This window comes from Clostridium saccharoperbutylacetonicum N1-4(HMT), assembly GCF_000340885.1.
Classification (GTDB): Bacteria; Bacillota; Clostridia; order Clostridiales; family Clostridiaceae; genus Clostridium; species Clostridium saccharoperbutylacetonicum.
Genome location: NC_020291.1, coordinates 2,940,777 through 2,966,423, shown reverse-complemented (window position 1 = coordinate 2,966,423; position 25,647 = coordinate 2,940,777). Strand labels below are relative to the sequence as shown.

The following is a 25,647-nucleotide window of genomic DNA, read 5'->3' as shown; positions in this document are numbered from 1 at the left end:
CTACAATATCTGCAATATGGAATTCAGTACAGCCATCAATATAGGAATTGCTAATACTAAAATCATTATTTTACCTGAAATATCTATCTGAGTTGCAAGACTATCTGCATTAGCATCTTTACATAAGGCACTAGTGAAGGAGGCAATATATGCTATTGCTAAAATTTTCAGCACAATTCCTATATACAACATATCAATATTGGCTTTATCAGCAACTTGTTTTAAAAAATCAATTATTTCTTTAAGTGGTTCAATCATTATTAGAAGTATAAGTGCTCCTGCCGTTAAAACAAGGAATGTATTTATTTCATTTTTAGATTGTTTAAATAACAGCGTGATAAATAATGTTATAAGCGCTATAGACGCAACTTTTATTATTAACATAATACTTACACCTACATAATAAACATTGTCTTAACTGTACTAAATAAATCCCCTATAATTGAAATTATCATCAGAAGAATTATTACAACACCTGCAATATTCGTGATAGCTGCTATTTCCCCCTTTCCACTGCTCGTTAATACCTTATCTAAAACCACTAACAGTATACCAGCCCCCCCTATTTTAAAAAGAATACTTATATCGTGCATTAGTCTTCCTCCAATCTATATAATAAATATAACTATCATTGCTCCTAGGCAAACTCCAAGATATCTATATAACTTAATATTTTTTTTAGCAATATCTTCTGCCTCTCTTAAATTCATTCTTATGCCTTCTACTGCTAAAGCAAATATCTTTTTCTGTCCCAAAACTCCTGAAGACCCTAAAGATTTCAAAAAATCTGCCATTATTTCTTTGTCAGCTTCATTTAAGTAAAATTCATTTTCTAATCCTTTAAATTCTTCTAGTGCTCCTTGATATACACTTTCTACATCTCCTTTAATTAATCTGTCAGCAATAGCTTTAATTAAATTATTTAACGGATTGTTTATTTTACTGTAAAGATTTTCTAAAGCTTCTGGCAAAGGAGTTGTCCCATAAACAATATCATTTTCTAGAATTGTTAATGCTTTTAATATCTCTCTTAACTGATCTTGTCTTTTTTTGAATGTATCTCCATATATAAAACCTATATATGTACTAATTAAGAATATTCCTATTGCAATGATTATTTTAAACAAATAGTTTCACCGCCTTTGAAACTATATATATTCTCAACTGTTCCAATGCCATTTCTATTACTTAAGATTATTGCTCTTTCTAAAATCTCATTTTCAAGTAAATCACTAAAAACTTTTCGTTTATATAAATCCTCAACAGTAAAGCCATGAATTGTCGTGATTATATTAACCCCAGAATTAAATGCCATCATAAGTGCTTCTGTATCACCTTTGGTTCCAATCTCATCACAAATTAATACTTCTGGTGAAAGGCTTCTAATTGCCATTATTAAACCTTCTCGCTTTAAACAATTATCTAAGACATCTGTTCTTAATCCTAAATTACTTTGTGGAATTCCAAGATGGCAAGCTGCTATCTCGCTCCTTTCATCCACTACAACCACTTTTTTACCACTAACTCCTAGTGAAAAAACTCCATTTGATATATTTCTAGCAATATCTCTTATTATTGTTGTCTTCCCACATTTAGGAGGTGAAATTATTATTGTATTATAAATCTTTATTTTTGAAGCAATGTATTTCATAATCTTATCTGAACATCCAATAACTTCTCTGCAAATTCTTATATTTAAGGAAGATATATTTCTTATAGTCTTTACTTCGCCTTTTTCCATAACGCATTCGCCTGCAATACCTATCCTATGCCCACCTTTTATTGTTATGAATCCCTGTCTTATTTCTTCCTCAAATGCATATAAAGAATAATTTGAAATCTTTTGCATTATACTTTTCATATCTTCTTTTGAGATAATATAGTTTATAAGATTTTCTCCAAACTTTGAATAAACTAAAATTGGTTTACCAACCTTTAGCCTAAGTTCATATACTTGCTCCTTGTTAATTCTCTCCTTAATAATCTCACTTATTTTAAGTGGAAATATTTCTATTATTTCCTCATCCCTCAATGTTCTCACTGCCTCCTCCTCTATCGTTCTCATATATAATTAATATTTATCATTCATCTGAAATATTACTAATTATCATAAAAATATGTAAAACAAAAAGGACCACCTAAAAAACACTTAGGGTGATCCTTTAAAATAAATATGTTATTCTATTGCCTTTTACTGAAATTTCATTACTTGCTTTTGATATTTTTATGACAATATGGACATGGAATTTCATCATTATTGCTTAGTGCAGATTGCTCAATAAAAATTGGTTTATTACAATGAATACAATTGATTTCTGTATACTCATCTTCCATATCATTTAATTCATCTATAGATACTTCTTCAAACAACTCATCTTGGATATTAGTTAAATCATCATCCATAAATTTAATATTTTCTTCGATAGCTTCTTGATTTATAGTTAACTCTTCAATTTTTTGATTCATAGTTTCTAAAACAGCAAACACATTATCAAAGCATTCCTTATATTCCTTGCTTTCTATCTTAGATAAATTTTTTCTTAAGTTATCAATCTCATTTCTAAGCTCTTCCATATCATTTCACTTCCTTCTTTATTTATAATCAGTCTATATCGGTTCTAATTATCAATCTTCAATTATTAATTAATGAAGAAATCCTTTAGGAATTTCTCAAATTAAAATTCACAATGTTAATTTGAACTTATATAAATAAAGTTGCTAAGCGATATACTTAGCAACTTATGTTTGACTTAAACTCTTTCCATGTATTCGCCAGTTCTAGTATCTACTCTTATAACGTCACCTTCATTAACGAACATAGGAACATTTACTATTGCACCTGTTTCAAGTGTTGCTGGTTTAAGAGCATTAGTTGTTGTATTCCCTTTAACCCCTGGCTCTGATTCTGTAATTAGTAATTCAACAAAGTTTGGAGCTTCAACTGAGAAAGCATCCCCTTTAAAGAATTTAATTGTTGCAAACATGTTTTCTTTTAAGAACTTTATTGCATCTTCAACCTTTTCATAATTTAATGGAATTTGTTCATATGTTTCTTGATCCATAAAGTAATATAATTCACCATCTGAATAAAGATATTGCATTTCTTTTCTTTCAATTACAGCTTCTTGTAATTTTGTAGTTGGGTTAAAAGTTGTATCTGTAACTCCACCAGAAATTACATTTCTAAGCTTAGTTCTTACGAAAGCTGCTCCTTTTCCTGGTTTAACGTGTAAAAATTCTACTACTGTAAAAACTTGTCCTTCTAATTCAAAAGTTGTTCCTTTTCTTATATCTCCTGCTGTTATCATTAAAGATCCCTCCAAATTTATAATCTAATTACGATGTTACTTACCCTCAAACTTTAAGTTAAAATGCTTAATAGTTGACATAACACTCATATTTTATCAAAAGACAATAATAATTGCAATTATTTCTGTATACTTTACCATAATATTTTATATTTTTTTAATATTTTCTATATATTATCTTTTGAGCTCACCTTAACTATGATACTACTTTCCTCGGTATTTTTGTTAATACTATATTCATTTACATCAAATGCTTTTAATTTCTCTATTTGTTCTAACAATTCATTTTTGTCACCTATTATTTTTAGTTTAACGTACCATTTTCCATCAACTTCATTTGCAGACATAATATTATTAAAGTTTAATTGTTTTAACTCCCCATTAAGTTCTTTTAAAGTTATTTTATTTCTTTTCGGTTCCTTTTGAGAATTATTTTCTTGAATATATTTTCCTTTATCTCTCCAATTTATGCAACTAATCTGGACAAATACTAATGCAATCATAATTATTATCATTATGTCTTTATGTAGTTTACTCATTTAGATGTACTCCTAATTTATATTTATCCTCACTTACACTATTTATATCAACTATTTTAATTAAAGGATTTATACTTAGTTCATTAATTTTATCAAAATTCTTAACTACTATTTCTCCTTTGCCATTAGTCACATGTATTTCTTCAATACGGTCATCAAAAATATTATTTAACCAAATATTAATATCTTTAAAATACACAGGATTTTTTCTTTTATTATCAACCTTTAGAACTTGTTCCTCATTTTCTCTATTCACACTAATTCTGCTTGCAGTAGTTGGAAGCATAAGTAAATTTATTATTAAAAACATAACCAATATTCCAATTTCCCTTTTGCTTTGACTTAACTGTATTTCTTTATACACTTTTTCTGGAATAAAATTTTTGTTTTTCATATATTGTTTCATTTATTAAACTCCCTATATCAATTTCAATAATTTTAAAGTTATCATTTGCTGGTAAAATATCAATTGCACTTTTATCAACAAATATTTTTTTTCCATTAATATCATCACATATTTCATTTATTATGTTAGCTTTATTTTCTTTAACTTTACAATGATCAAATATACCAGCTTCAAAAGATATATAATAATAGTATTCATTAATTTTTATTAAGACCCTGCCGCTATTATTATTTGCCTTTAACTCTTTTCTCATAACTTCTTTAATTATCAATTGAATTGGTTTAACTTCGATCCTCTTAGCACCTTCTGCTAACCTTTCAATTCGTTTAGCTCCTCTAATATAGTATATTACTATTACATTATTTTTCTTTTCATAATCATATAATATATCTCCATTTTGAGGAAATTCCTTTTCTATTAAGGAATCAACAAACTTTGCTAGTTGAAATTTTTTTGCATTATTATCAAACTTTTTTAAACAAAGCTCTTCCTCTAAAATAACTATTTTTATGTCCTTTTTAAGTACTCTTTTCACTTCATTTAATTTATCGAAACTATATTTTTCTTTATTATAAATAAAATTATTCCTATTAACAAAAATTATAGCTTTCTTCATTTCAAACTCCTATTTTCAATTTAAGTATATATATTCAAATTATCAATGTTCAATTGTCCTTTATTAATCAATTACAAAACCACTTCAGTCTTTATTAAATTTTGATGCAAAATCTGGACAAGTTGAAATGAAACAAGCCATAGAGGAAACTCGACTCACTTTCGTTCTCTGCTTAACAACCATCATCAGCTCAATTTCACATGCCTGCTCCAGAAAAATGTATCGTATTTCTGGTATAGTGTTAAGATTATAATTTTTCAATAATACATGTATATTATTTCTGTATGTCTTTAAATTCATAAGTTGGAATCAATACTATTTCTCCATTTTTAAAATTCCAATTTATTTCTCTTTCTCTATCAAACTCATTATCTTTATTTGCGGTTAAATACATTTTATTATCTTGAACAATAAATTTAAGATTACTTGACTTGTCGTTACTTTCTATTTCAAAATTCTGCATGAACATATTTTTATAATCTTCCTCACTTTTTATGCTTTCATTGAGTTTCCTCATAAAGCCATAAAGAATTTTTTCTTCACTTTCACTCATGTCATATTTGTCTATGCCTGAATTATATAATGAACTTAGTTCATTATTGTTCCTCATGATCTTAAACATAAAGCCTGCAATTATACCCATTAGTGATAGTATCATTACAGAACTGATTAAAACTGAGCCTCTTCTTTTTAAAAGCATTTAATAAATTCCTTCCCATCCTTATCATGAATTATAAAATATATTAATTTTCCATTCTTTTTAATTTCCATATTATCTATATCATCAAGTACAGTTTTTATTGTCTCTACACTATTATTTCTCATATATTTTACATAGATCTTACCTTCATTTGATTTGATCACCTTATCTAAATTATCGTTAACATTATTGTTTGAAAACAAAACTGTATTATTATCAAGTACTAAAATTTCTCTATATCCATCTGATACTATACTATCTAAATTATTAAAAAAATTTTGGCAGTCATTATACTTAATTGATAAATTCATTGCATCAACATAAGATTTATAAATTGATATAAACAAGCTGATTCCAGAGGCTAAAATCATAGTCGTTAAAAAAGTATATACTAAAGATTCAATAATCGTAAATCCAGTTTTTTTATACTTCATCCATCCACCAACTCTTAGTAAATTCTTTTTCAATCAATACATCATTATCATTTCTTTTAATCTCAGCTTTAATTTTTAATTTCAAACCAAATTTATCATCCTGAAGTTTACTAACTTCTATATCTGAACCTTTTTCTAGTTCTTTTATAGGCACTTCAATGAGTTTATTTGAAAAATCCTTGTCATATTTAAAACCAACTTCACCATTATCTAACATTGATAATATATCTTTCTTAGGAACATTAAACTTAAATTCTTTCATTAAATTGCAAACTGATCTTTCCACCTCTTCATGTAAAATTCTCTTCTTGGCTATATTATTACTTTGTATACAAGCACTTACAACAAAAGTCGTTGTTAGTGATAAAATCATAATCGAAGCCATTACTTCAATTAAAATACTGCCCTGTTTTTTCATATATAGCTCCTATCTTTTATATCAATTCTATCTATTCCAACGCCAATGGTTATATATCTTTTTTCACCATAGGCATCCTTAAGTTTTATTGTTGCACCTTGCTCTATTTTCCCATTTGGTTTTATAAAAATACTTATATCATCATTTATTATTTTAATTTCTTTAGGAAGAATTATGACTTTTTCAATATTATCAATTCCTTCTACAAAACGAATTTGATTCTTTTTTGCAACAGTTGTAATTTTCCCATATTTATTTTTATCACAGCAAACTGCCTTTCCATAAGAAAACATAAGTTACAATAATATAATGTAATCATATGGATTTTAATCTTTTTATCTTACTATTTAAATTAACTTTTATAATAATAAAGAATACTTTAGAATTCAATATTTGACGATTTTTTGACGGCAAATATTAAAGGCTATGTAAAATTTATATAAAATTTATATTTATACATAGCCTTTAATATTCCTTCATTAATATATTGAATTTATTTCTAGATTAATTTATATAGTTTTTAGTTTTATATCTTCCATTGTATCTCTAACAGAGACATATCTAAAAAACAAATGTTTATCGTCTTCATATAATTTTGTTCCTAATTTTTGTAATAACCGTTCTTCTTCTTCCTCTAATATCTCTAAAATATAGTCTGAATCATTTGTATATTTATTTGCCATGTGTCTTATCCCCTTTATCCATTATATTTAATTTCTAGATATGCAAAATTAATTCTATAATAAATCACCTTTTTTGTATATTTATTATTTTTTGCTCGGATTACCTCCTAAATGATGATGCATCAACGGTTTTTATGTAAATAATTATATATCATTTTGAAAATAAATAAAAATCAAGTGGAACACAGAAAGTTCACTTGATTTTAATATACTTTCCTTATATTAAAATGCAACATTAACTTATATAGAATGTTTTTATAAATTAGAAGTATAACAATATATGCCCTCTTAACTTACTAAATTGCAACATTTTTACTTATATCACTGTTACAAAAACTACTAACATGATTTTTTTATTGTTTACATTCTCTAAAACTATAAAGTTTACTTACATTATTGTACTTTAAAAAGTCAAATGTTAGCATAATTTGCGATATAAAAATTTTTTTAATATATTTCTTGATTTTTATAATTTTATAAACAAAAAAATCAAATGAATCTAAAACATAAATTCACTTGATTTTATAGTTTTCTTAATATCTAGCTTACCAACCGTCAGGATCTCTTGAATCTAGATGAAACTTTTCTCCACTGCTTGATGTAATAGTACTTTTTGTATCAGTTGTTGTGCTTGTAGTTTTTGTTGCAGCAAATGCAACATTTGATAATAACACAACACATGCGACCATTGTCAATAATAATTTTTTCATAACTATCCTCCTGTAAATGTAAATTTTATATAATTATAATATATTTATGTAAATTACGATAAAAAACATTAAAAATTCTTTTCCTTTTTAATAATTTCTATTAATTCATTATTAAAATATATAGACTTTTCTTCATTTTTAATCCTATAGTATTTTATAAGTTCCAAATAAATTAATCGATAATCTACATTGAGTTCTTTAGATTTCTGTTCCATTAAATTTATATTATCTTCATCATTCTCTATTATATAAATTAATATCAATTCATATATAATATTCTCAATTAGTTCGCTGTTCTCTCTATCTGTTTCTTCACTTATCTCTAATGCCCGCAAAAGGTATTTCTTGGCCTCTGAATACTTTTCTAATCTTTTATATATCTTTGCTGCAAAAAACATATCATCATTTACGTGAGAATTATTATGATTATTTTCTAAAGATGCATTTATAAACATTAATGCATTTTTATTATTCTTCATGTTAAAATGTAATTCAGATAAATTCCTATACGTTAGTGCTATTAAATCTTGATTATTTAGCTTCATTGCTATATCGAGTATTTCAATATACTCTTTTTCAGATTTTTCATATTCTTGCAAACATTCCAAGCAATTTGCATACATAGTTTTTAAATCCATCATCCTTTTTTGATCATTTACTATGTTTTTTATTTTATCTAGATACTCCAATGATTCAGCAAATTTATTCATTTTTTTATATAGCACTGCTTTATTGAAACATATTCTTCTAAAAAGCTCATCATTATCAAAATCATTAATTTTTTCAGCATGTTCAAGTTGTTGTAATGCTTCAAGATACTTTTTTAAGGCTACATTAATCCTAGCCTTACTAATATAAAAATTTGCTTCTTCTAATTTATTACCACAATTAATAGCTATAGTTAATCCAATTCTACACATTTCATATGATTTATAATACGAATAATTATTGTAGTAAAAATTAGATGCTGTATTATATAGTTTTATCTTATTTTTATCAATAATGTTGTATTTTTTTAATAACCATTCCGCTTCATCGAGCATTTCTTCGAACGATTTTATTATTTTAATTTTTTCCAAAGTACTTATAATATTATTCTCTATAATAATATTCGCTTGATCATCTTCATCTCTCATTAATTCTTCGGTTGTAATTAATGTGTTTTTTGATTTTTTATTAAAATTTGTAGCAAGTCTAACAGCTAATTTATATGTTAACTTTTGCTTATTATTCTCTAATAAACTTATATTATTTATAGAACAAATACCTTCTGCAAGTTCAACTTGTGTCATATTTAGAATTTTCCTAAGTTCTTTGATTTTTGTTCCTATTGGCATAACTTGGTTGTCAAACATTTTATTTTCTCCTCTCTAAGTCTAGAAACTCTAACAAAAAGAAATTTTCTCTTATGTAAACAAATTCTATATTTATGGAAACTCTACAATGCATGATGGCAAATCGGCGCATTGTAGAGTTATTTTTTCTTACAATATTAATTTTACTAAAATATAGTAAAACATAAAACTGCTTTTCATTCCCCAAATTAAACTTTTAATTCTCATTTTACCATTTATTTTCCTAGTAAACATTTTCTTGTTATAGAAAAATAAAGCTAGGAAATCACTCCTAGCCTACTTTATATCTACATCTAGTATTTTATATGTTTCATCGTCATACACTTGAATTTTTACAGACCAATAGCTTCTTACTGCAGCTCCAAATGAATTCTGAGAATCAACATAACTTTCTATATACCATATTTGATTATCTGTTCCATCTTGAACTAATATTTTTTTATAATCTTCTGCCTGAAATGCTGAATTAGGAAAACTTGCTGTTGATGGACTTTTTAACATCTTTTGTATAGCAATTTTAGAATATGTTATTGCATTTGTTTGAATCTTATCCTTTTTAGCCTGTAATTCAAACTTCTGTTTTTGTTGTGCTGCTTCAATATTTTTTTCTCTCCATCCTAAAAACATTAGAAATAGTATAAATAAAATGAAAACTATCTTAAAGTAGTAAAAGACACCTTTACTCTTTTTTCTTTTCTTTTTAACTAGGCCTTTAGATGCCATCCATTCTTCTTTTGACATAGTTTCAATTTCATTCCCCATATTATTATCCCCCTCAAAGCTTTTATACTAATATTGTATATTATTAGTAACATTTGTCAATAATTCTATATGAAGGCATTAACCCCATTAATAAAGAGATAGCATTAGATTCCCTACTAACGCTATCTCTTTTAATTTTATTTCTAAATATATAGTCTCTAATAACATTTACTACACGCTGTGTAGCCTTCCGATTGAGCTTCAGATAAAGTAATGTGCCTTGTACCTTTCATATTACTACAATTAGGATCAGAATGATATTTCTTACCATTACCACTACTTGCCACATAAACCATTTGAGTTTTATCATTAGTAGTACTTACACTACTTGTATTTGATGCTGGTGCAGTTGTCCAAGCTCCATCACTACCTAAATAATAACTACCCATCCAAGTATTCTTTGCCATATACCCATCAGAATAGAAGTAATACCACTTACCATCTATTTGTCTCCACCATTGAGCATATGAATTACCATCAGAATACCACCAACCTTTTGAATCTGATCTCCATTCTGCATGAGCAGCCACTGGAGTAAATGCAAGTAATGATATTGCCATCATAAAACCAGCAAGTAGTCTTTTAAATTTTTGCATTATTACCCATCCCCTTTTATAATATATTTTTCAACAATATATTATTTCTATACTAATACTTCTTTTTCCTTTTAAATGTAAAAATAAATTTTATTGTATATTATGAGTTAATACTGTCAATAATGCGATGACCCTAAAATTGTTCATTCAAAAGAGGTAGTATTTAATTTAACTCACCCAACTACTACCCCCTATACCTTTACTTTCTTATATGTTAAAATAATATTTCAAAATGGACTGGTGGTAACTTCGGTTACTGCCTTTTTTGTTGTATTAGTTTCTTATACATAAAAATTTGCATACATATTTTATATTTAAATATTCACAGAAATGCATAATTTCAGTTTATAGACCAATACTAACTTAAATGCCTATTTTACATCATTAAAATAGTGTAAATAAATTATATAGGAGGAATATAATATGCCATCAGATACAGATGATAGTTCCTTTAACTGGGAAGAAGTTATAGAAGTTGGAATTAAATTTTTAGGAAGTCCTGCGGCTGGTACACTTATCTCTATGTTGTTCAATCGTAATTCAAATACAGAAACTATGATAACTGCAGCAGTAGAAGAAATTTGTAATAGAATAACAAAAGCTATTGATGTTGCGTTCATGAATGAATATATTGCTGACACTAATAGTATTGCAAATAGGTTATCTGCATTCAACGATTCAAAAGATAAAGACATATTAGATGAGCTCTTTGCAGATGCATCTGATACAGTTCAAAGATTAAAAAGATTTAATACCATTGAAGGGATTTTAGCTTTTAATTATATTTGCACTTTACACCTTATTATTATTCAAGCACTTTCAGAATATAATATAGGATATAAAGAAACTCTATCGCGTACAGGAAAAGAATATTCAGAATTGTCTAAATCCAAAAGTGATATAATAGTTAATTTAACTCGCGATAGCATTGATCCTATCAATTTTGAAGGGCTTGATCATGGCGGATATACTATTGAGACACATACTCGTGGTGCTTTTACAGAATATGCTACCATAAAATTTGATGCTAGGTTTCTAGATCGTTGGGAAAATTCACCACATGTAATTACATCAGATCCATTTGAATTAACAAACCCAATGATGTATTATGCAGAAGGATTTCCATCACGCTTACTGTTAACACCATCGGCTCAACGAGATACTTCCATTATAAATAAACATAGCGAATTTATTATAAAAGCTCAGAAAGAATGGGAGAGTTATTTAGATAATAAATTAGTATTTCCAAGACGCATAGAAAGTACAATTCTCTCAGCTTGCAAAAAATGGGAGAGTTTATAGTATAAAATTTTACGGCAATTGCATATAAATAAGCAGTAGTGGATTGCTCCTGGCTACTGCTTTTTATTTTCTTTTTTTTATTGTAAGTATATGCTAAAATTATATAGCATTGGTAGTTTAATTGTGAATTTAACTATCTACAAATCTACTTTACAAGGGGGAAAATTATGTTTAGAAAATTTAAAAAAATAATTCCATTGCTTACAATAGCAACTTTTGTATTAGTTTCAGTTCCTGCAACACCTGCTTATGCTAAATCTTCTAAGTCTTATACATCAGTTAGTGGGTATACCAAACATAATGGAACAAAAGTACAACCTTACAAGAGAACAACAAAAGATTCTACACACAAAAACAATTATGATTATAAAGGAAATTATAATCCTTGGACTGGAAAATATGGAACAAAAACTTATTCAAAAAATAGTCATTCTAACAAACCAACTATAAATAAAACTCACTCTAGTAAAAGAAGATAATAAAAAATAGGGCACAGGATTTCTCCCATGCCCTTAAATACATTTTTACTATTTATTTAATCCATGCCCCAGTTTCATCAACTTTATATCCATCAGGTGTTTCTGCGTTGATCAATATTTCTCCATCTGAATTAAAGTAGTACCATTTGTCTTTAATATTTTGCCAACCAATTATATGACTCTCTATTGTAACTTCACTCGCCTTTATAATAAGTAAATTTCTATTAGGATGTTCTGATATGTAATAATTTCCATCCTTGCATCCAATTACATACCCTATTTTTCGAAATTCAACTCCTCTATTTGAATAGGTTATTATTTGTGTATTATTACTAACGTAATTCGTACCATAAAACGAACCTAATGATGCGTAAATTGACGGTGCACTTATAATAGCCATGATTGCTATACACATTATCAATGATAACATTAACTCATCCCAGTTAATTGATTTATTAATATTTACTATATCTAATCTAAGTTTAATTTTTTTTGCAATTTTCGTTAATTTAGACTCTTTTATTAACGATATAAATGAAGTAAAAAATGATATAACTGTATTTATTTCTTTATTTAATTTAATAAATGGCCTTTTCACAAAAAAGTTAGAAATCAACTCTAATATATCGTCAATTATTAAAATCATAATAACGCTCAAAAGAAATAGTAGAAGCCATATTCTAAGATCAAATTTAGTGTAATTGATAATTTGAGATATTACTATTTTTATCAATGGGATCGTTATTATTAGAGATATTATAAATAGAAATCTTTTTTTCAACAAACAGTCAGCTATATAAAGTGAGAAGAATATTAGTAATGGAATAATCAATGGAATGTAAATCATATAAATATCATTAAAATTAAATAATACTGTTCCTCTAAATGAAGCCTTTAGCGCCCCTATACTTACTATTGAAAAAAAGCAAATTAAAAGTAGATATATTAATTTTGATATTACTCCTCTTTTAAATACAAAGTTTTTTATTGGTATAATAAACAGAGTACTTATTATAAACATTGAGACACCTAAAGTTATTGCAAATTTAGGCTCTATCGGAATAATATTTAACCCTATTTCTAGCAAAGAAATATTATCTTTACCATTACCGAAATAAATTCCATAAAAAAATGAATATCCTAACATAAAGAAAAATAATAAAATTAGGCTTATACTGATTGCAATCAAGGTTGTCCCAACAGCATTTATATCTCCTTTTTTATTAGTTGATTTTGATATAATAACTTGTACATATTTTTGACTCATAAGTTTTTTTGTATCCATAATTAAATATCTCCTTAAAAATTATTAAGTATGCACTCACAAAATAATTTACTACAATATATAATTAAATGCAAAAAATGGGCATAGGATTTCTCCCATGCCCTAAAAATACTAATATTATCAAATTATTTTGTTTCTATTGAATAGAACCAACTTCCTAGAACTTTTTGGAGTTCTCTACATTTTTCTAAAGGTAATATTTGTGTTTCTATCCATACCCCTTTTTCATTCCCCCTGAAATAGCAACGTATGCCTTTAAAATACTGAAGTACATAATCAGAATCCACTCCATTAAATTCATTATTGCCTTGATACCCATTAGGCAAATAAGTTGTAATTACATAACCGGTTGTATTCATTAATATTCCTTCATTGAAATCATTGATATCACAAGCTGTACTTATACCGTTGATTGAACCTGTTTCAGTGTATTGGTGTCCAACCCTGTTTGTAAAAAAATTATCTGATAAGTTCCATGGATCATTATTATAATTCGCCTCCCATAATGGGTAATTTGCAATTCTATTATCTAGATTATCCATAAATCCAGTATAAGTATAAACTCCTATAGTAAAGCTTGATAGCTCTTTAAACTTATTTATAAATCTAATAACATAATCCATTAACCCATCAAATTTTGTTTCTATGTCAAGCATTGGAATAAGATCATTTGTTTTATTCTTAATAGCGTTATAAAAACTAGTTGCCTGAGTCTCAGGTGAACTAGTCCCAACTAAAAAGTGATAAAAGCCAGCCTTTAGTCCTGCATAATGAGCATTTGAATAATTTGTCTCTAAATAGTTATCAGTAAATGTTGTCCCTTCTGTGGCTTTTATATAAACAGCTTCAACGCCTGCCATTTTTACCTGGTTAAAATTTATATTACCATTATGATTACTTACATCTATACCTTTCATTGTACATCATCCTTTCTTATTTATGATAAAAAATAAGAGCAGCCATAAAGACCACTCTGAATATTAAGCTTATGCTACAGTTTCTTGAACTGTATTTACTACAGTGGATTGAGCATTTATGTTGGCTAACTTATTTTTTAGATCTGTATTTTCTAAAGCTAATTTATCATTTTTTTCTTGTAGCTGTTTTAAAATTGTTGAATTATCTAATACAGCTTGTTTGCCAGCATTAACACTTCCAGCAACAGATTGTCTTAATTTATCAATATCATCCTGTTTCAACTCAGGAAATTCTTTTAATAATGCTAGATTAAATGTATCTATCTTTGATGATACTTTTTCCTCAATAGATTGTGAAATTCTAAAGTTTTCATCTACCATATCCCATATTTGCTTAGCTACAGTAATATAATTTTTATTCTTTAAAATTAATGTTTCTACTCCTGCTTTTTCTAACTTAGCCTCTACTAATTTCACTAAAATTGTTATTAATGCTTTTATCATTTTTATATCACTCTCTTTCTTATTTATTAAATATTCCTGCTTGAACTGCATAAAAAAAGAAGCTTACTAAAGCTCCTCCAATAGCAGTTATGAACCACTTCATCATACTTGTTAAATTTTTAAGATTTTCACATAAGTTCTTTAGTTCTGTTTTAAGCTCTCTTCCATCCTGTTCAAGTTTATCTAGCCTATCACCATGATTATTAAGTCTAGTTTCACACCTCTCTAATTTATCTTTTACCAATTCGTCATTCATGTTGCACCTCTTTTTCTAATAAATTTCTATAATAAAAAGATACCTACATTTCTGCAAGTATCTTTTACAAACTTTATATTTAATTATCTTTTAAAACAGTCAATTTATGCTATTACAGTTGAAGGAATTTTAATTGTTACTGTCCCTCCAGGTAGTATATCACCAACATTAACTATAATATTTTTAGATGTTGAACTTGAATCAACTGTTCCTTGAGTAGTTGTTACTCCACTAACATTAAAATCAATATGGTTTGGTGCTGGATCATTAACCACTACTGCCTTAGCTGTCTTTGACCCAGTATTGGTTATAACAAGAGTATATGTGAAATTATCTCCTATCCATACATCTTTTACATCTGCTGTTTTTACTAAACTCAATGTAGTGTCAGATGATCCATGAAATATAATTGTGACCTCTCCACCAGGATTATTGGTATTATCACCTTTTGCACGAGCAGTATTAACTATATACTCTAATTCTCTTGGTTCTAGATTTGGATCAGTTCCTCTTGGCATTACAGGTACTGTGCATATTTCAGTTAATCCGTTTTCTGTGGTAGCTTTTATTATTACTGCTCCTTCTGCTACTCCAGTAACTTTTCCTGTTGAATCTACTCTTGCTATATTGGAATTACTTGATGTCCAAGTTAGATCCAAGCCTAATGGAGTGGTTATTGCTGTTAATTGCCTTGAATCACCTACTGTTAAGATAGGTGATGTTTTATTTAATGATATAGATTCAACATATGGTACCAAATACCCATTATCATCTAAATGTATTGCATCTAAATCCATATTCGTATTTGCAATGCCACCATCTACATTAGTTAAAATAACATAATGAATTGTTAATGGTAGCCCTAATTTTTCATATACAAGAGCTTGATTCACACTAGTATTTCCTTGCATGGTGATATTGTCCACATTAATTCCATCAATCTTTACATTTATTTTACTACTTCTTAAACTTGATATCTCAGAAATTATTCTAAACTTAGTTCCATAAAATTGAAAGACTATTTTACCATTCATTCCAGCAACAATTCTTAATGAACGATTGTAATGTGAGCGCTCTGTATAGTTATTAATAGTTCCTTTAGGAGATACTATTTTACTATCAGTATCATCAACAGCTGTCCATCCAGCTTCTGGTGAAGTCAATGGCTCCCCAATAGTAGCCGCATTAGCTACAGTTCCATTTTGAATCACTCCAACACCTATCACAACTAATAACATTATAAACATTGTACTAAACTTTTTAAAGTAATTTTTCACTTATCATTTCTCCCTTTTTAATAATTATTTTTTATATAGTGTACATGTAATTTCTAATCATTCAAAGAAAATAGAAATTAAATAGAATAAGTACTCATTCACATTCTTATTGATATTAGGCTTTTGACCTAAAAAATGTCTTTTCCTGTCATAAAACTGTATAAAATACACACTATATATAGCTACATTATTTATATACCAATACTATCCATAATTTTGTAAGCCTTAAATACAAAAATAATAGATAGACTAAATATTTCTACTCAATCTACCTTCATTACTACTAATTTATTGGTTTTTACTATTTTATTTTGTGCACCTCATCTTCCTAGTACGCACTAATATTAAAAGACACCTACATTACTGCAAGTGTCATCATAGCAAAATACATATTAATATTTTCTTATTTCAAAAGATGTTATTTGATTATGTACAACATCTTCCTCAACTGATATGTTTGAATTTACTGTCTTGTTAAATACATATGTCAACTTATTTTCGAATTCTGATTTATTATTGTACCAAGATTTAAACTTATCAACTTCTGAGCTTGAAACATCAAATACTTTTGTTTCTCCATCTGTTAAGTTTATTATTAAGATTGCACCTGTTTTTGAATCAGTTGTTGGATTATCTGGTGTTGGTTCAGTTTTTTTAGTTATATTTATAGTACATGATGCACTTAAATTGCTACCATCTGCTATAGTTGCTGTTATTGTACAAGTTCCTTCTTTAAGTGCATTTACCTTTGTAATTTTACCATTAGTAGGATCTACTTCTATTGTTGCTATTGAAGGATCACTTGATTTCCATGTCACTTGTGCCCCTGCTGGAGTTGTTGTTGCTATTAATTGTCCTGTTTCCCCTTCTGTTAGATTCATTGTTGATTTATCTAATGTTATTGATTCATCATTTGATACAATATAACCATCTTCAGCTATATCGATAGCATCAATTGACCAGTATAACGTATTATTAGGATTAGTTATTTCTATTTTATGAATTTTCTTTTCCAATTTTAAATTTTCCCATACTATAGTCTGCCATATAGAAGTACTATTATAATGACTATACGTATATTCATTATCGTCAACTTTAATTTTGACATCATCACTCCATGAATACATAGTAATTGGAGATATAAATCTAATCTTTGATGTATAAGCATAAAATGTTATTTTTGCATTTACATCAGTTGAAAATTTTAGAGATTTATTATAAAAATCACTAGCATTATCATTAGTTTGCCAATTTCCAGTATAATTTACTCCTGAATAATTATTATCGTATCTTTTCCAGCCTTTTTCTGGAGCTGTTAATTGTACCCCACGTGTTGCACTATTTTCAGTAGTATTGTTTAAATTAGTAGTTCCTGTTACAAAATCATCTGCCGCAAAAACATTGACACAGCACCCTAGCATAAGTGTCAAAGACATCACAAACATTATACTAAACTTTTTAAAGTAATTTTTCATTTATCATTTCTCCCTTATTTTCAATAATAAATGAACGCGCGTTCCATATATTTATTTTAGTTCTAATACCTGTTAAATCCAACAATAATCGTAATACAAATTCCTTTATATCTAAGAAATTCAGTAAATTTTTACATGTTTAATTATCCATATTTATACTATCTTACTTAAAATGGATAACAAAAAAAGACTTTTTATCTAAGTCTTTAATGTTATCTACACTTATTTTATTGATAGTTCTAACTATGATGCATTAGTTTCAGTATATTTACTCTCTGCTAATTGCATCAACTTTGTATATTCATCCTGTGTAATTACATTAAATGCGAAGAATACCCCCAGCTTCTTTTCTACATCATCCTTAGTTGCATAAAATTTGTTGTTAATAAGATTTTCCATGATTAAATCCATTTTACTTACCTCCATTTTCTTTTACTAATATTTGTTCTTGTAAATTTGCCAATTGAGCTTGAGTTTCTAGCAATTGATCTTGTGTTTTTTCTAAATCTGTTTTAGGTATATCTTCAAGTATTGGTATGTTTGGTGTTTCACTTGTATCAATACTTTTTAGAACTTTATTTTCTGGTAGTTCTATTTCTAAATACTTTAAATCTCCTTGTGGTTTTTTATAACTTCCTGTTATCGGTGAACTAAAAATAGTTCCTGTATTGTCATAAATTATCAATGTTTGCATATTTACATTTCTCCTTAATATTTTTAATTTCCTATTGCTATATATTGCCAAGGATAATTTGTATAATATCCCCAAAACGTTGGGAGTTTAAATCCTCCATTATAAATATTTGTACTATCTACTAGATAACTCCCATAACCACTAGCATTAGCTTTTGTTACTGTATATTTATTCCCTACAAACTGAGAACAAAAAACTCCAATCATAGCATCAGGATATTGTATTATACCTCCAGCATAATACATTATTATAATAGACGGAGTAAATGATAATCCACTTATTGTGCCATAATATTGTGAATTTGAACTATTATATTGTATATTTGTTATAGTTCCACTAGCAATTTTAACACCACCCAAACTTGCAACTGTTGCACTTCCCCAGAGCCCCAATATACTTTTACCGCTTACAATATTTGCTGGATTATAGTTTCCATCATCTACATATGAAGCAACTGAGCCATCATAATATCCTGCTTGTGGTCTTACATATATTCTGCCAGCACCAGTTCCAGCTATACTGTTTGCAGGACTATCTGCTCCACTATGATTAGGCATATTACCTGCAACCTTATTTCCATTTACATATGCAGTCTGTCCATTTAATATCTGTCCTGCTAATGCATTTGCGTCTGATGTATCTACAACACTTGCTTTTCCACTAACACCATTTATACTTACTCCACTTTTTATATTTCCACTTACTAAATTGCTTAAGTCTAATGTCCCAACTAATCCAGTATCATTATCATTACTAAATTTCTTTCCGGCTAGTACATTGGCAGCTATTGCATCACCTTCAGCACTAGCTTTGATAAAAAAACAATCACCTGCTTGGTTATACCAAACTGTATATGCCTTCCCAGCAATTAAATTAGGTGCTGTTGTTGTTCCTGGTTTATATAATTTCTTTCCATTTATAGTTGTTGCAGCTCCATTATTATTCGCACTTGCAATAAATGTCTTAAAATAACCATTTACCAAAGTTTGCATTGTTAGTGTTATTGATGTTGATGTTCCTCCTGCTGTTTGGTACACAAAATCTGACAATTGTGCATTAATATCTGTTCTAAGTTGGTCAATTTCTGATTTCTTAGCAAATATTATCGTTGGATCTATTTTTAAATTTACACTTTCAGTATTTGTAACTGCTAATGTTAAATTTAAAAGCAGCTCCTTAGTAGAACCATCTTCGATTTTAGGTTTATATGTTTCAGCACATTTACATATGCCTAACATATTACCTTCTTCATCAAATGCCCCATATTCTCTAATTGTGAATCCTCCAACACTTGATGGAATCATTACTTGAATATTTAGCCAACTAGGATTATCATTATCTATCTCAACATGATTTATATTACCTTGCCAAGTAGTATTTTTTAAATCTGCTTGATCTTCTGTTGGTTCGTAATAGGATCCACCACCATCACCAACCTTCATTATCATAAAATTTACTTTTGTTCCAAGTCCTATGGAATTAGCAATCTTTGCTTTTCCTATATTGGTAAGCAAACTGTAAAACTTTTCTGCCATTAAATCGCCTCCTTTGGATATACATTTATACTTTCTAAACTTGATGGCTGATGTGATGGAATATAAACATCTAATTTAGATTCTAAGTTGCTTGGTGTCCATGGATATACATTAATTATTTCAGAAGTAAATCCAACACTTGCTATATATAAATTTGATTGAGTAATTGCTTTTAAATGATAATTAACATTTAAATGAGCTGGCTTCAAATCTTCAATTATTTCCATTAGATCTTCAAGGTAATTATGAAATCCATTATAGCTTTCTAGTAATAAATCAAAATAATATTCATTTGAATATTCAGTAACCGTTGTTTTATCTACAAAGCTATTACATACATTTTTAACTGTTCCAACTGTAGTTGTTCCAGTTCCTCTTTTCTTAGCTAAAACTAGATTTCTTCTATTTTCTAAAGTATCATTTAATTTTGACTTAATTCCAAATTCTTCTTCCCAGAGATCTAAACTCCATGTTGCTGACTCAATAAAACCTTGATTAGTTAAATCATTAATATTAGCAATTACATTATCAATCTGTGGTTGTTGTACCTCAAGTGCTTTACTTACCATTTTATTGCAAACTAAAGGTGATATGTAATCCTTAAGTAACATTACATACCACCCCACTTAATACCGCAATTTGATTATCAGCTATAGGCAAATTAATAGTACTACCATTAATAGTTAAATTACTATAGTCAGTAACTCCACTAGTACTTAATATGATAGCGCCAACCTTTGCTATGCTTATATGGTCAGTTTTAAGCGCCACATCCTTTAAATATTGAGAAATTGAATTTTGTATATTAGTTTTGATAGTATCTAGTGTGTAAGATACAGAATCGTAAATTAATTTTAAGCTTATGATTAATGGTAACTCTTCAACTGATACAACTGTAACTGTAGGACCTATCGGCCTATTTTCTTCAATATGATCTGCTACAGTTTTTATTAAATCAGATGAAGCAGCCCTATAGTTACTACTAGAAATTACAACTTTAACAGTTCCATTCCCATTCCAAAGAGGATACACTTTAGCACTTCCTACTCCATCAACTTCTAAAGCCCAGTTTTGGTAATGATACTTATTTCCAGACGTTGCAGGAATTTGTACTTTTAATGAATATCTATAATATAGAGATTCATTTGTTTCTTCATCATATGCATCAAAATAAGCCTTTTCATTTGTTATGCTCTTAATTCCACTATATTTTATTGGCAAATAATTTATTTCATTTGCAGTTACATTATATTTTGAACCTGCTTTTTCAGCTCTAACTTTTACTTTCCCACTTCCATTATCATCTAATATTAAATCGCTTTGAGTAATATATAACCTATTATCACTGGTCCCCACAATACTATCTTTTGGAAAAATCATCTTTGCTGTTCCATTAACAGTAATTTCGATTAACGCATAAGTGGACTCCTTTCTCTTAATTCCCATTTCTTCCACTCTTAAGTCCAGAAATGATGAATAACCACTTTCAACAGCTTTTTTAGCAAATATTTGTTTAGTAACTTCATCTAAGGCCAAATATGCTTCAGATAATTTGATACAAACTGGCATACAAGCATTGTATAACAAACTTTCTTTTCCAATACTAGTAGCAGTATATCCAAGAAACATTTCATTGTATATATCTTCTTCGCTTCTATAATAACTCATGCTGACCTCCTAATCTAATGGGATATAATAACTATCTTGATAATTTCCATAAATAGTTTCCATGGTATAATTTATCAAATAAGAACTTTTTTCTAATTTTGTTGAAATATTATTAATTCCTGTAACATAAACGTTATCCACTAAACACTCCACCAGCATTTGATGTGCAAAAGTCTCACCATAATTTTTTCCTTTTCCAATAAGTTTATTAATCTGACTTCCAAAGTTTTTTCCGTAAATTGAATAACCTTCATTATTATTAACATCAAATTTAGGTATGTATATTTTACGCCAGGACTGGACTATAACAGCATCCAATCCTTCAACAATTATTTCATTATTATTTTCATCATATAACACTTCCCCTGTCTTAAGATCTATTGCATAATCCTTAAGCAAAGGAATCTCATTTTTTACTTTAGCACTTTGTGTATTGCTATAAAAATCTTCTGGAAATAACCCCATTATTGAACCACCTCCAGTACAACATATTTTTGATATGTCTTAGATATATCATTATATTCAATACCATAACATGCAACATATGAGTCTATTTTAAGCTTTGAAAAATGTTGTATTAAAATGATTTGGTGATTGTGTTCAGATACAGTTGTTGTTATAGCCTTAACTTCTTCATCCCATGGCAATAGAGATGGATTTATATATAAATTGTTCCTATATAAAGGAAGCCCTTCAATTTCAATAATTAAAGGGTCTTCCGAAATAACTTTCCCTATTTCAAAAGGTTCATCTATTTTATTTTTACTTCTATGCTTTTCTATTTCTTCCCAAAATTGATCTCCAAAAGATTTTGGCATAATAATAACCTCCTTACTCTAGTGCTTTTTTTGATTTCAATATATTATAGGCCTTTAAAACTTTACTAGCATAATATTTCTTTTCATTTGCATCCCAACTTGGATTATGTGCTTTTACATAATCATACAATGCATCGCCAAGCTGCTTAATTGTTACATTAGACATATTATATCCTGATTGCTTACAAGCTTGTTCAACTGTGCCTTCTCCACTATTATATGCAGATAATATTACATGAACCTGAATACCTACAGCACTTCTTTTCTTTTTATATTCTTCGATTCCCTGCCCTATATTCGTAGATGGATCACCTGAGCCGTTCTCAACTTGCATTAATCCATAATAAGTTCCACCACACTTTGGATTTCCTTCACTTTCAATTGCAATTATCGCTGCTGCAAGATAAGGATCTACACTTAACGCATTTGATTTGCTAGTTATTATATCTTTATAACCATACTTACTCATATTTGAAATAAAAGTACTACAATTGCTATCAACTGAATTTAAATTACCTTCATAATCACTCGGGATATTATCCTCTTTTATACTTTCAGCCACTTCTTCAGGAATAACTCTTCTAACTGCATAAATATCTGTTCTTGTAACATCCACTGTTTTAACTACATCTCCAGTTTTTGGAGCGTGGATCATTTTATTACCACCAATATAAATAGACACATGACTTGGTGGCGTGTCACTACCTTTCCAAAACAACAAATCTCCTGGAATCCATACTCCCTTGTCGTTCCCTATTTCTTTCCCTTGCTTACACTGTTCGTATGTTGTTCTGCCAAGTCTTAATCCAAGTTCACTTGAATATTGATTATAGCAATATTGTACAAGTCCACTACAATCAAAACTATCAGGTCCAGTAGCTCCCCATACATAATTCTTACCTTCTTGTTGTTTTAACAATGTATAAATCTTATCCCAAAGTTTACTTCCTGCAGTTGAACTATCAGTTGAATCATCATCATCTAAATCACTCCACTCAACCTCATCCATAACACGAGACTTTGTCAAGGTTAATTTACTAATGAACAAGTTATCACTTTTCCACTCATGCTCAACTTCTTTAACATACATGAAGCAATCTTCATATCCCTTTAAAAACGGTACAATTAAATGAACCCCAAAACCAACTTTATAATTTATATCACCAATACATTCAACTTCAATAGTTTCTTTTGGTTTGCAGTTCTCATTTAAAATTCTATATGATTTAATTAATGGATCTTCTTTCTTAGATTTAATGATTATGTCTTGTATGATTCCATATTTCTTTAGTATTGCATTAGGTGCACTTAATGTATTATTAACAGCTTCAGCGTCTTCTCCATTGTCTGTAGTTAGATTATCTAATTTTAATAATTCTTTTACTTTTTGAGCTCCCAAAGATTTCTCCAAAGCCTGTGCTTCAGAAATACTCATATGTTCAATATCACTCACCGCTATCAACTCCCTCATCATCTTCACCAGTTGATTCTCCGGTTTCAATATCTACTTTATTTCCTTTACTATCAAATAATTTTATTCTAGTTATCATTTCAGACATATCGTTTTTATAGCTTAATGAAATTATCGTACCATCTGGATTAGGCAAAGAAGGGTCAGAACATGGTTTAATAGTTTGTTTACTCCAATACCTATCACATGCCATTATGTTGACATTTCCTGCAACATCCATAAACATATAATAAAAAGTGCCTGTTTGTGTGTGTATCTCAGTTGCTATCATCATACACGCATCATAGGCACTTTTATTTTTAATTAAATGATTTATATTGATCGATGCGCCTTCACCATTAGCGCCTCCTAAAATTCCATCTTTATTATATGGTATTTCTAGATCATCAAAAATTTTGCAAATTGCTTTATAAGCCGAAATATCTGAAAAATTATAGACGACTTTTGATTTAGTTAAATACCAAATAAAATCATAGCATGTTAATTCTATTTGCTCTTCATTTGATTTTAAATCTGATGTAATAACCTTCCCTCTAAAAATGCAAGAGCCATTATAATAAAGCTCTATTTTTGTGCTAGGTCCAATATAAATAGTTGGAAGTGCATCACTATATACTCCATAAACCAATACCAAATCTACTTGTTGAGCTATTTTATCTACAGAACATGTATATTTTATCAAAACTAATAAATCAGATACATCAACTCTAGTTCCAGCATCATCATAATAAAATATATTTAACATACTTTCACCTACCTTATTTTGTACCCAACACCTGCTTTAATAAATGGATTAGTCAAGTTGTTTAAAGACATAATAGTTTTATAATATTCTGAACTACCATATAACTTCTTTGCTACGTCTTGAATTGTTTCACCTTCACTTGGATAATAAATATCAGCTGCATAATCAGTTGTTCCATTTTCACCAGAAGACAAATTCAATATTCTATATTCTTGAAATTGTAAATCATAATATATATTTCCTATTGAATCTTTTCTTCCAAATTTAAAATTTTTTATTTGGCATGAGTAATATGACCCCCAAGTTTTAAACATGAAGACTAAAGGAGTCTTATTATTTTTCCAGGTTAATAGTGTTTTGCAATAATACTCATATGGATCCTTTAACTCAGAATTTTTAACAAATGGATAATTACTATCTAAACACGGGAAAAAGCTTGATACACTCCAAGAAGCTAATTTCTTATTTATGTTCACTGGATATTCGCCATAATTCATAAGTTTTATTGTTTGTACATCTGAATCTTCATCAAACATTAAATCACTAGGTGATACTGGCAACAATATTAGTCTATTATCTATAGGGGTACTTTCATTGCTTTCACTTACATATTGCATACTATTATAATTATTTAAAGTTGTTATTCTTATTAAAGATGAAAACTGTCCCATTGTCATAGTTTCTATCATTACAT

36 protein-coding genes are annotated in these 25,647 nt (G+C 28.3%); 2 read left to right on the top strand and 34 right to left on the bottom strand.

Translation table 11 applies throughout. The features are described 5' to 3' along the window. From spoIIIAD to CSPA_RS13265, 18 genes are all read right to left on the bottom strand, one after another. Positions 1–384 (bottom strand): stage III sporulation protein AD, encoded by a 384-nt coding sequence (gene spoIIIAD / locus CSPA_RS13345; RefSeq protein WP_015392821.1) that lies wholly within the window; start codon positions 382–384, stop codon positions 1–3. Between the two features lie 11 nt (positions 385–395). Next, entirely contained in the window at positions 396–593 is a 198-nt protein-coding gene (gene spoIIIAC, locus CSPA_RS13340; protein WP_015392820.1) for a stage III sporulation protein AC, read from the bottom strand. A 15-nt stretch (positions 594–608) separates the two neighbouring features. Next, on the bottom strand, positions 609–1,127 hold the full coding sequence (gene spoIIIAB / locus CSPA_RS13335; RefSeq protein ID WP_015392819.1) for a stage III sporulation protein SpoIIIAB: 519 nt from the start codon (positions 1,125–1,127) through the stop codon (positions 609–611). Then, positions 1,115–2,065 (bottom strand): stage III sporulation protein AA, encoded by a 951-nt coding sequence (gene spoIIIAA / locus CSPA_RS13330; protein WP_042314685.1) that lies wholly within the window; start codon positions 2,063–2,065, stop codon positions 1,115–1,117. Before spoIIIAA ends, spoIIIAB begins: the two co-directional genes overlap by 13 nt. A gap of 140 nt (positions 2,066–2,205) precedes the next feature. Next, on the bottom strand, positions 2,206–2,574 hold the full coding sequence (locus CSPA_RS13325; RefSeq protein ID WP_015392817.1) for a CD1247 N-terminal domain-containing protein: 369 nt from the start codon (positions 2,572–2,574) through the stop codon (positions 2,206–2,208). 176 nt (positions 2,575–2,750) lie between these two features. Beyond that, positions 2,751–3,308 carry an elongation factor P gene (gene efp, locus CSPA_RS13320; protein ID WP_015392816.1) on the bottom strand — a complete coding sequence of 186 codons (558 nt, stop codon included), beginning with the start codon at positions 3,306–3,308 and terminating at the stop codon, positions 2,751–2,753. 167 nt (positions 3,309–3,475) lie between these two features. Then, entirely contained in the window at positions 3,476–3,847 is a 372-nt protein-coding gene (locus CSPA_RS13315; protein WP_015392815.1) for a hypothetical protein, read from the bottom strand. Further along, positions 3,840–4,253 (bottom strand): hypothetical protein, encoded by a 414-nt coding sequence (locus tag CSPA_RS13310; protein ID WP_015392814.1) that lies wholly within the window; start codon positions 4,251–4,253, stop codon positions 3,840–3,842. The genes CSPA_RS13315 and CSPA_RS13310 overlap by 8 nt, the downstream gene beginning before the upstream one ends. Next, positions 4,204–4,869, bottom strand: coding sequence for a hypothetical protein (locus CSPA_RS13305; protein ID WP_015392813.1), 666 nt, complete (start codon positions 4,867–4,869; stop codon positions 4,204–4,206). Before CSPA_RS13305 ends, CSPA_RS13310 begins: the two co-directional genes overlap by 50 nt. Before the next feature lie 274 nt (positions 4,870–5,143). Next, positions 5,144–5,569 (bottom strand): hypothetical protein, encoded by a 426-nt coding sequence (locus CSPA_RS13295; protein ID WP_015392812.1) that lies wholly within the window; start codon positions 5,567–5,569, stop codon positions 5,144–5,146. After that, a complete protein-coding gene (locus CSPA_RS13290; protein ID WP_241393442.1) occupies positions 5,560–6,036 on the bottom strand; it encodes a hypothetical protein in 477 nt (158 codons plus the stop codon). The genes CSPA_RS13295 and CSPA_RS13290 overlap by 10 nt, the downstream gene beginning before the upstream one ends. Beyond that, positions 5,993–6,421 carry a hypothetical protein gene (locus CSPA_RS13285; protein ID WP_015392810.1) on the bottom strand — a complete coding sequence of 143 codons (429 nt, stop codon included), beginning with the start codon at positions 6,419–6,421 and terminating at the stop codon, positions 5,993–5,995. Before CSPA_RS13285 ends, CSPA_RS13290 begins: the two co-directional genes overlap by 44 nt. Beyond that, entirely contained in the window at positions 6,418–6,714 is a 297-nt protein-coding gene (locus CSPA_RS13280; RefSeq protein WP_015392809.1) for a hypothetical protein, read from the bottom strand. The genes CSPA_RS13285 and CSPA_RS13280 overlap by 4 nt, the downstream gene beginning before the upstream one ends. Positions 6,715–6,930: 216 nt before the next feature. Then, on the bottom strand, positions 6,931–7,104 hold the full coding sequence (locus CSPA_RS30140) for a hypothetical protein (RefSeq protein WP_015392808.1): 174 nt from the start codon (positions 7,102–7,104) through the stop codon (positions 6,931–6,933). Positions 7,105–7,649: 545 nt separating this feature from the next. After that, positions 7,650–7,814 (bottom strand): hypothetical protein, encoded by a 165-nt coding sequence (locus CSPA_RS30135; protein WP_015392807.1) that lies wholly within the window; start codon positions 7,812–7,814, stop codon positions 7,650–7,652. A 68-nt stretch (positions 7,815–7,882) separates the two neighbouring features. Then, positions 7,883–9,169 (bottom strand): helix-turn-helix domain-containing protein, encoded by a 1,287-nt coding sequence (locus tag CSPA_RS13275; RefSeq protein ID WP_015392806.1) that lies wholly within the window; start codon positions 9,167–9,169, stop codon positions 7,883–7,885. Between the two features lie 276 nt (positions 9,170–9,445). Continuing rightward, on the bottom strand, positions 9,446–9,931 hold the full coding sequence (locus CSPA_RS13270; RefSeq protein WP_015392805.1) for a hypothetical protein: 486 nt from the start codon (positions 9,929–9,931) through the stop codon (positions 9,446–9,448). 158 nt (positions 9,932–10,089) lie between these two features. Next, positions 10,090–10,527: a hypothetical protein gene (locus CSPA_RS13265; RefSeq protein WP_015392804.1), complete on the bottom strand. Its 438-nt coding sequence runs from the start codon at positions 10,525–10,527 to the stop codon at positions 10,090–10,092. 423 nt (positions 10,528–10,950) lie between these two features. Here CSPA_RS13265 and CSPA_RS13260 point away from each other — a divergent pair, with 423 nt between their 5' ends. Next, on the top strand, positions 10,951–11,829 hold the full coding sequence (locus CSPA_RS13260) for a hypothetical protein (protein WP_015392803.1): 879 nt from the start codon (positions 10,951–10,953) through the stop codon (positions 11,827–11,829). Positions 11,830–11,996: 167 nt separating this feature from the next. Further along, positions 11,997–12,308 carry a hypothetical protein gene (locus CSPA_RS13255; protein WP_015392802.1) on the top strand — a complete coding sequence of 104 codons (312 nt, stop codon included), beginning with the start codon at positions 11,997–11,999 and terminating at the stop codon, positions 12,306–12,308. 52 nt (positions 12,309–12,360) lie between these two features. Here CSPA_RS13255 and CSPA_RS13250 read toward each other — a convergent pair whose 3' ends face one another. The 16 genes from CSPA_RS13250 to CSPA_RS13180 form a co-directional block, all read right to left on the bottom strand. Next, positions 12,361–13,593: a hypothetical protein gene (locus tag CSPA_RS13250; protein WP_015392801.1), complete on the bottom strand. Its 1,233-nt coding sequence runs from the start codon at positions 13,591–13,593 to the stop codon at positions 12,361–12,363. 125 nt (positions 13,594–13,718) lie between these two features. Further along, complete coding sequence (locus CSPA_RS13245; RefSeq protein WP_015392800.1) at positions 13,719–14,510, bottom strand: GH25 family lysozyme; 792 nt, start codon at positions 14,508–14,510, stop codon at positions 13,719–13,721. Positions 14,511–14,579: 69 nt separating this feature from the next. Next, positions 14,580–15,014 (bottom strand): hypothetical protein, encoded by a 435-nt coding sequence (locus CSPA_RS13240; RefSeq protein ID WP_015392799.1) that lies wholly within the window; start codon positions 15,012–15,014, stop codon positions 14,580–14,582. 19 nt (positions 15,015–15,033) lie between these two features. Beyond that, positions 15,034–15,270 carry a hemolysin XhlA family protein gene (locus CSPA_RS13235; RefSeq protein WP_015392798.1) on the bottom strand — a complete coding sequence of 79 codons (237 nt, stop codon included), beginning with the start codon at positions 15,268–15,270 and terminating at the stop codon, positions 15,034–15,036. A 104-nt stretch (positions 15,271–15,374) separates the two neighbouring features. Beyond that, positions 15,375–16,547: an Ig-like domain-containing protein gene (locus tag CSPA_RS13230; RefSeq protein WP_015392797.1), complete on the bottom strand. Its 1,173-nt coding sequence runs from the start codon at positions 16,545–16,547 to the stop codon at positions 15,375–15,377. 392 nt (positions 16,548–16,939) lie between these two features. Further along, on the bottom strand, positions 16,940–18,022 hold the full coding sequence (locus CSPA_RS13225; RefSeq protein ID WP_015392796.1) for an Ig-like domain-containing protein: 1,083 nt from the start codon (positions 18,020–18,022) through the stop codon (positions 16,940–16,942). 243 nt (positions 18,023–18,265) lie between these two features. After that, positions 18,266–18,433, bottom strand: a complete 168-nt coding sequence (locus CSPA_RS30130; protein ID WP_015392795.1) for a hypothetical protein — start codon at positions 18,431–18,433, stop codon at positions 18,266–18,268. A gap of 1 nt (position 18,434) precedes the next feature. Next, positions 18,435–18,716: a hypothetical protein gene (locus CSPA_RS13220; RefSeq protein ID WP_015392794.1), complete on the bottom strand. Its 282-nt coding sequence runs from the start codon at positions 18,714–18,716 to the stop codon at positions 18,435–18,437. Positions 18,717–18,739: 23 nt separating this feature from the next. After that, positions 18,740–20,251, bottom strand: a complete 1,512-nt coding sequence (locus CSPA_RS13215) for a phage tail protein (protein ID WP_015392793.1) — start codon at positions 20,249–20,251, stop codon at positions 18,740–18,742. Next, a complete protein-coding gene (locus tag CSPA_RS13210; RefSeq protein WP_015392792.1) occupies positions 20,251–20,862 on the bottom strand; it encodes a putative phage tail protein in 612 nt (203 codons plus the stop codon). The genes CSPA_RS13215 and CSPA_RS13210 overlap by 1 nt, the downstream gene beginning before the upstream one ends. Beyond that, positions 20,852–21,919: a baseplate J/gp47 family protein gene (locus CSPA_RS13205; protein WP_015392791.1), complete on the bottom strand. Its 1,068-nt coding sequence runs from the start codon at positions 21,917–21,919 to the stop codon at positions 20,852–20,854. The genes CSPA_RS13210 and CSPA_RS13205 overlap by 11 nt, the downstream gene beginning before the upstream one ends. 9 nt (positions 21,920–21,928) lie before the next feature. After that, the gene (locus tag CSPA_RS13200) at positions 21,929–22,384 is read right to left on the bottom strand and encodes a DUF2634 domain-containing protein (RefSeq protein ID WP_015392790.1); all 456 of its coding nucleotides are present in this window, start codon (positions 22,382–22,384) and stop codon (positions 21,929–21,931) included. Next, positions 22,384–22,737 carry a DUF2577 domain-containing protein gene (locus CSPA_RS13195; protein WP_015392789.1) on the bottom strand — a complete coding sequence of 118 codons (354 nt, stop codon included), beginning with the start codon at positions 22,735–22,737 and terminating at the stop codon, positions 22,384–22,386. Before CSPA_RS13195 ends, CSPA_RS13200 begins: the two co-directional genes overlap by 1 nt. A gap of 13 nt (positions 22,738–22,750) precedes the next feature. Further along, on the bottom strand, positions 22,751–24,190 hold the full coding sequence (locus CSPA_RS13190; protein ID WP_017810641.1) for an NlpC/P60 family protein: 1,440 nt from the start codon (positions 24,188–24,190) through the stop codon (positions 22,751–22,753). Continuing rightward, entirely contained in the window at positions 24,183–24,953 is a 771-nt protein-coding gene (locus tag CSPA_RS13185; protein WP_015392787.1) for an XkdQ/YqbQ family protein, read from the bottom strand. Before CSPA_RS13185 ends, CSPA_RS13190 begins: the two co-directional genes overlap by 8 nt. An 8-nt stretch (positions 24,954–24,961) precedes the next feature. Beyond that, positions 24,962–25,642 (bottom strand): LysM peptidoglycan-binding domain-containing protein, encoded by a 681-nt coding sequence (locus CSPA_RS13180; RefSeq protein WP_015392786.1) that lies wholly within the window; start codon positions 25,640–25,642, stop codon positions 24,962–24,964. Positions 25,643–25,647 lie beyond the last annotated feature (5 nt).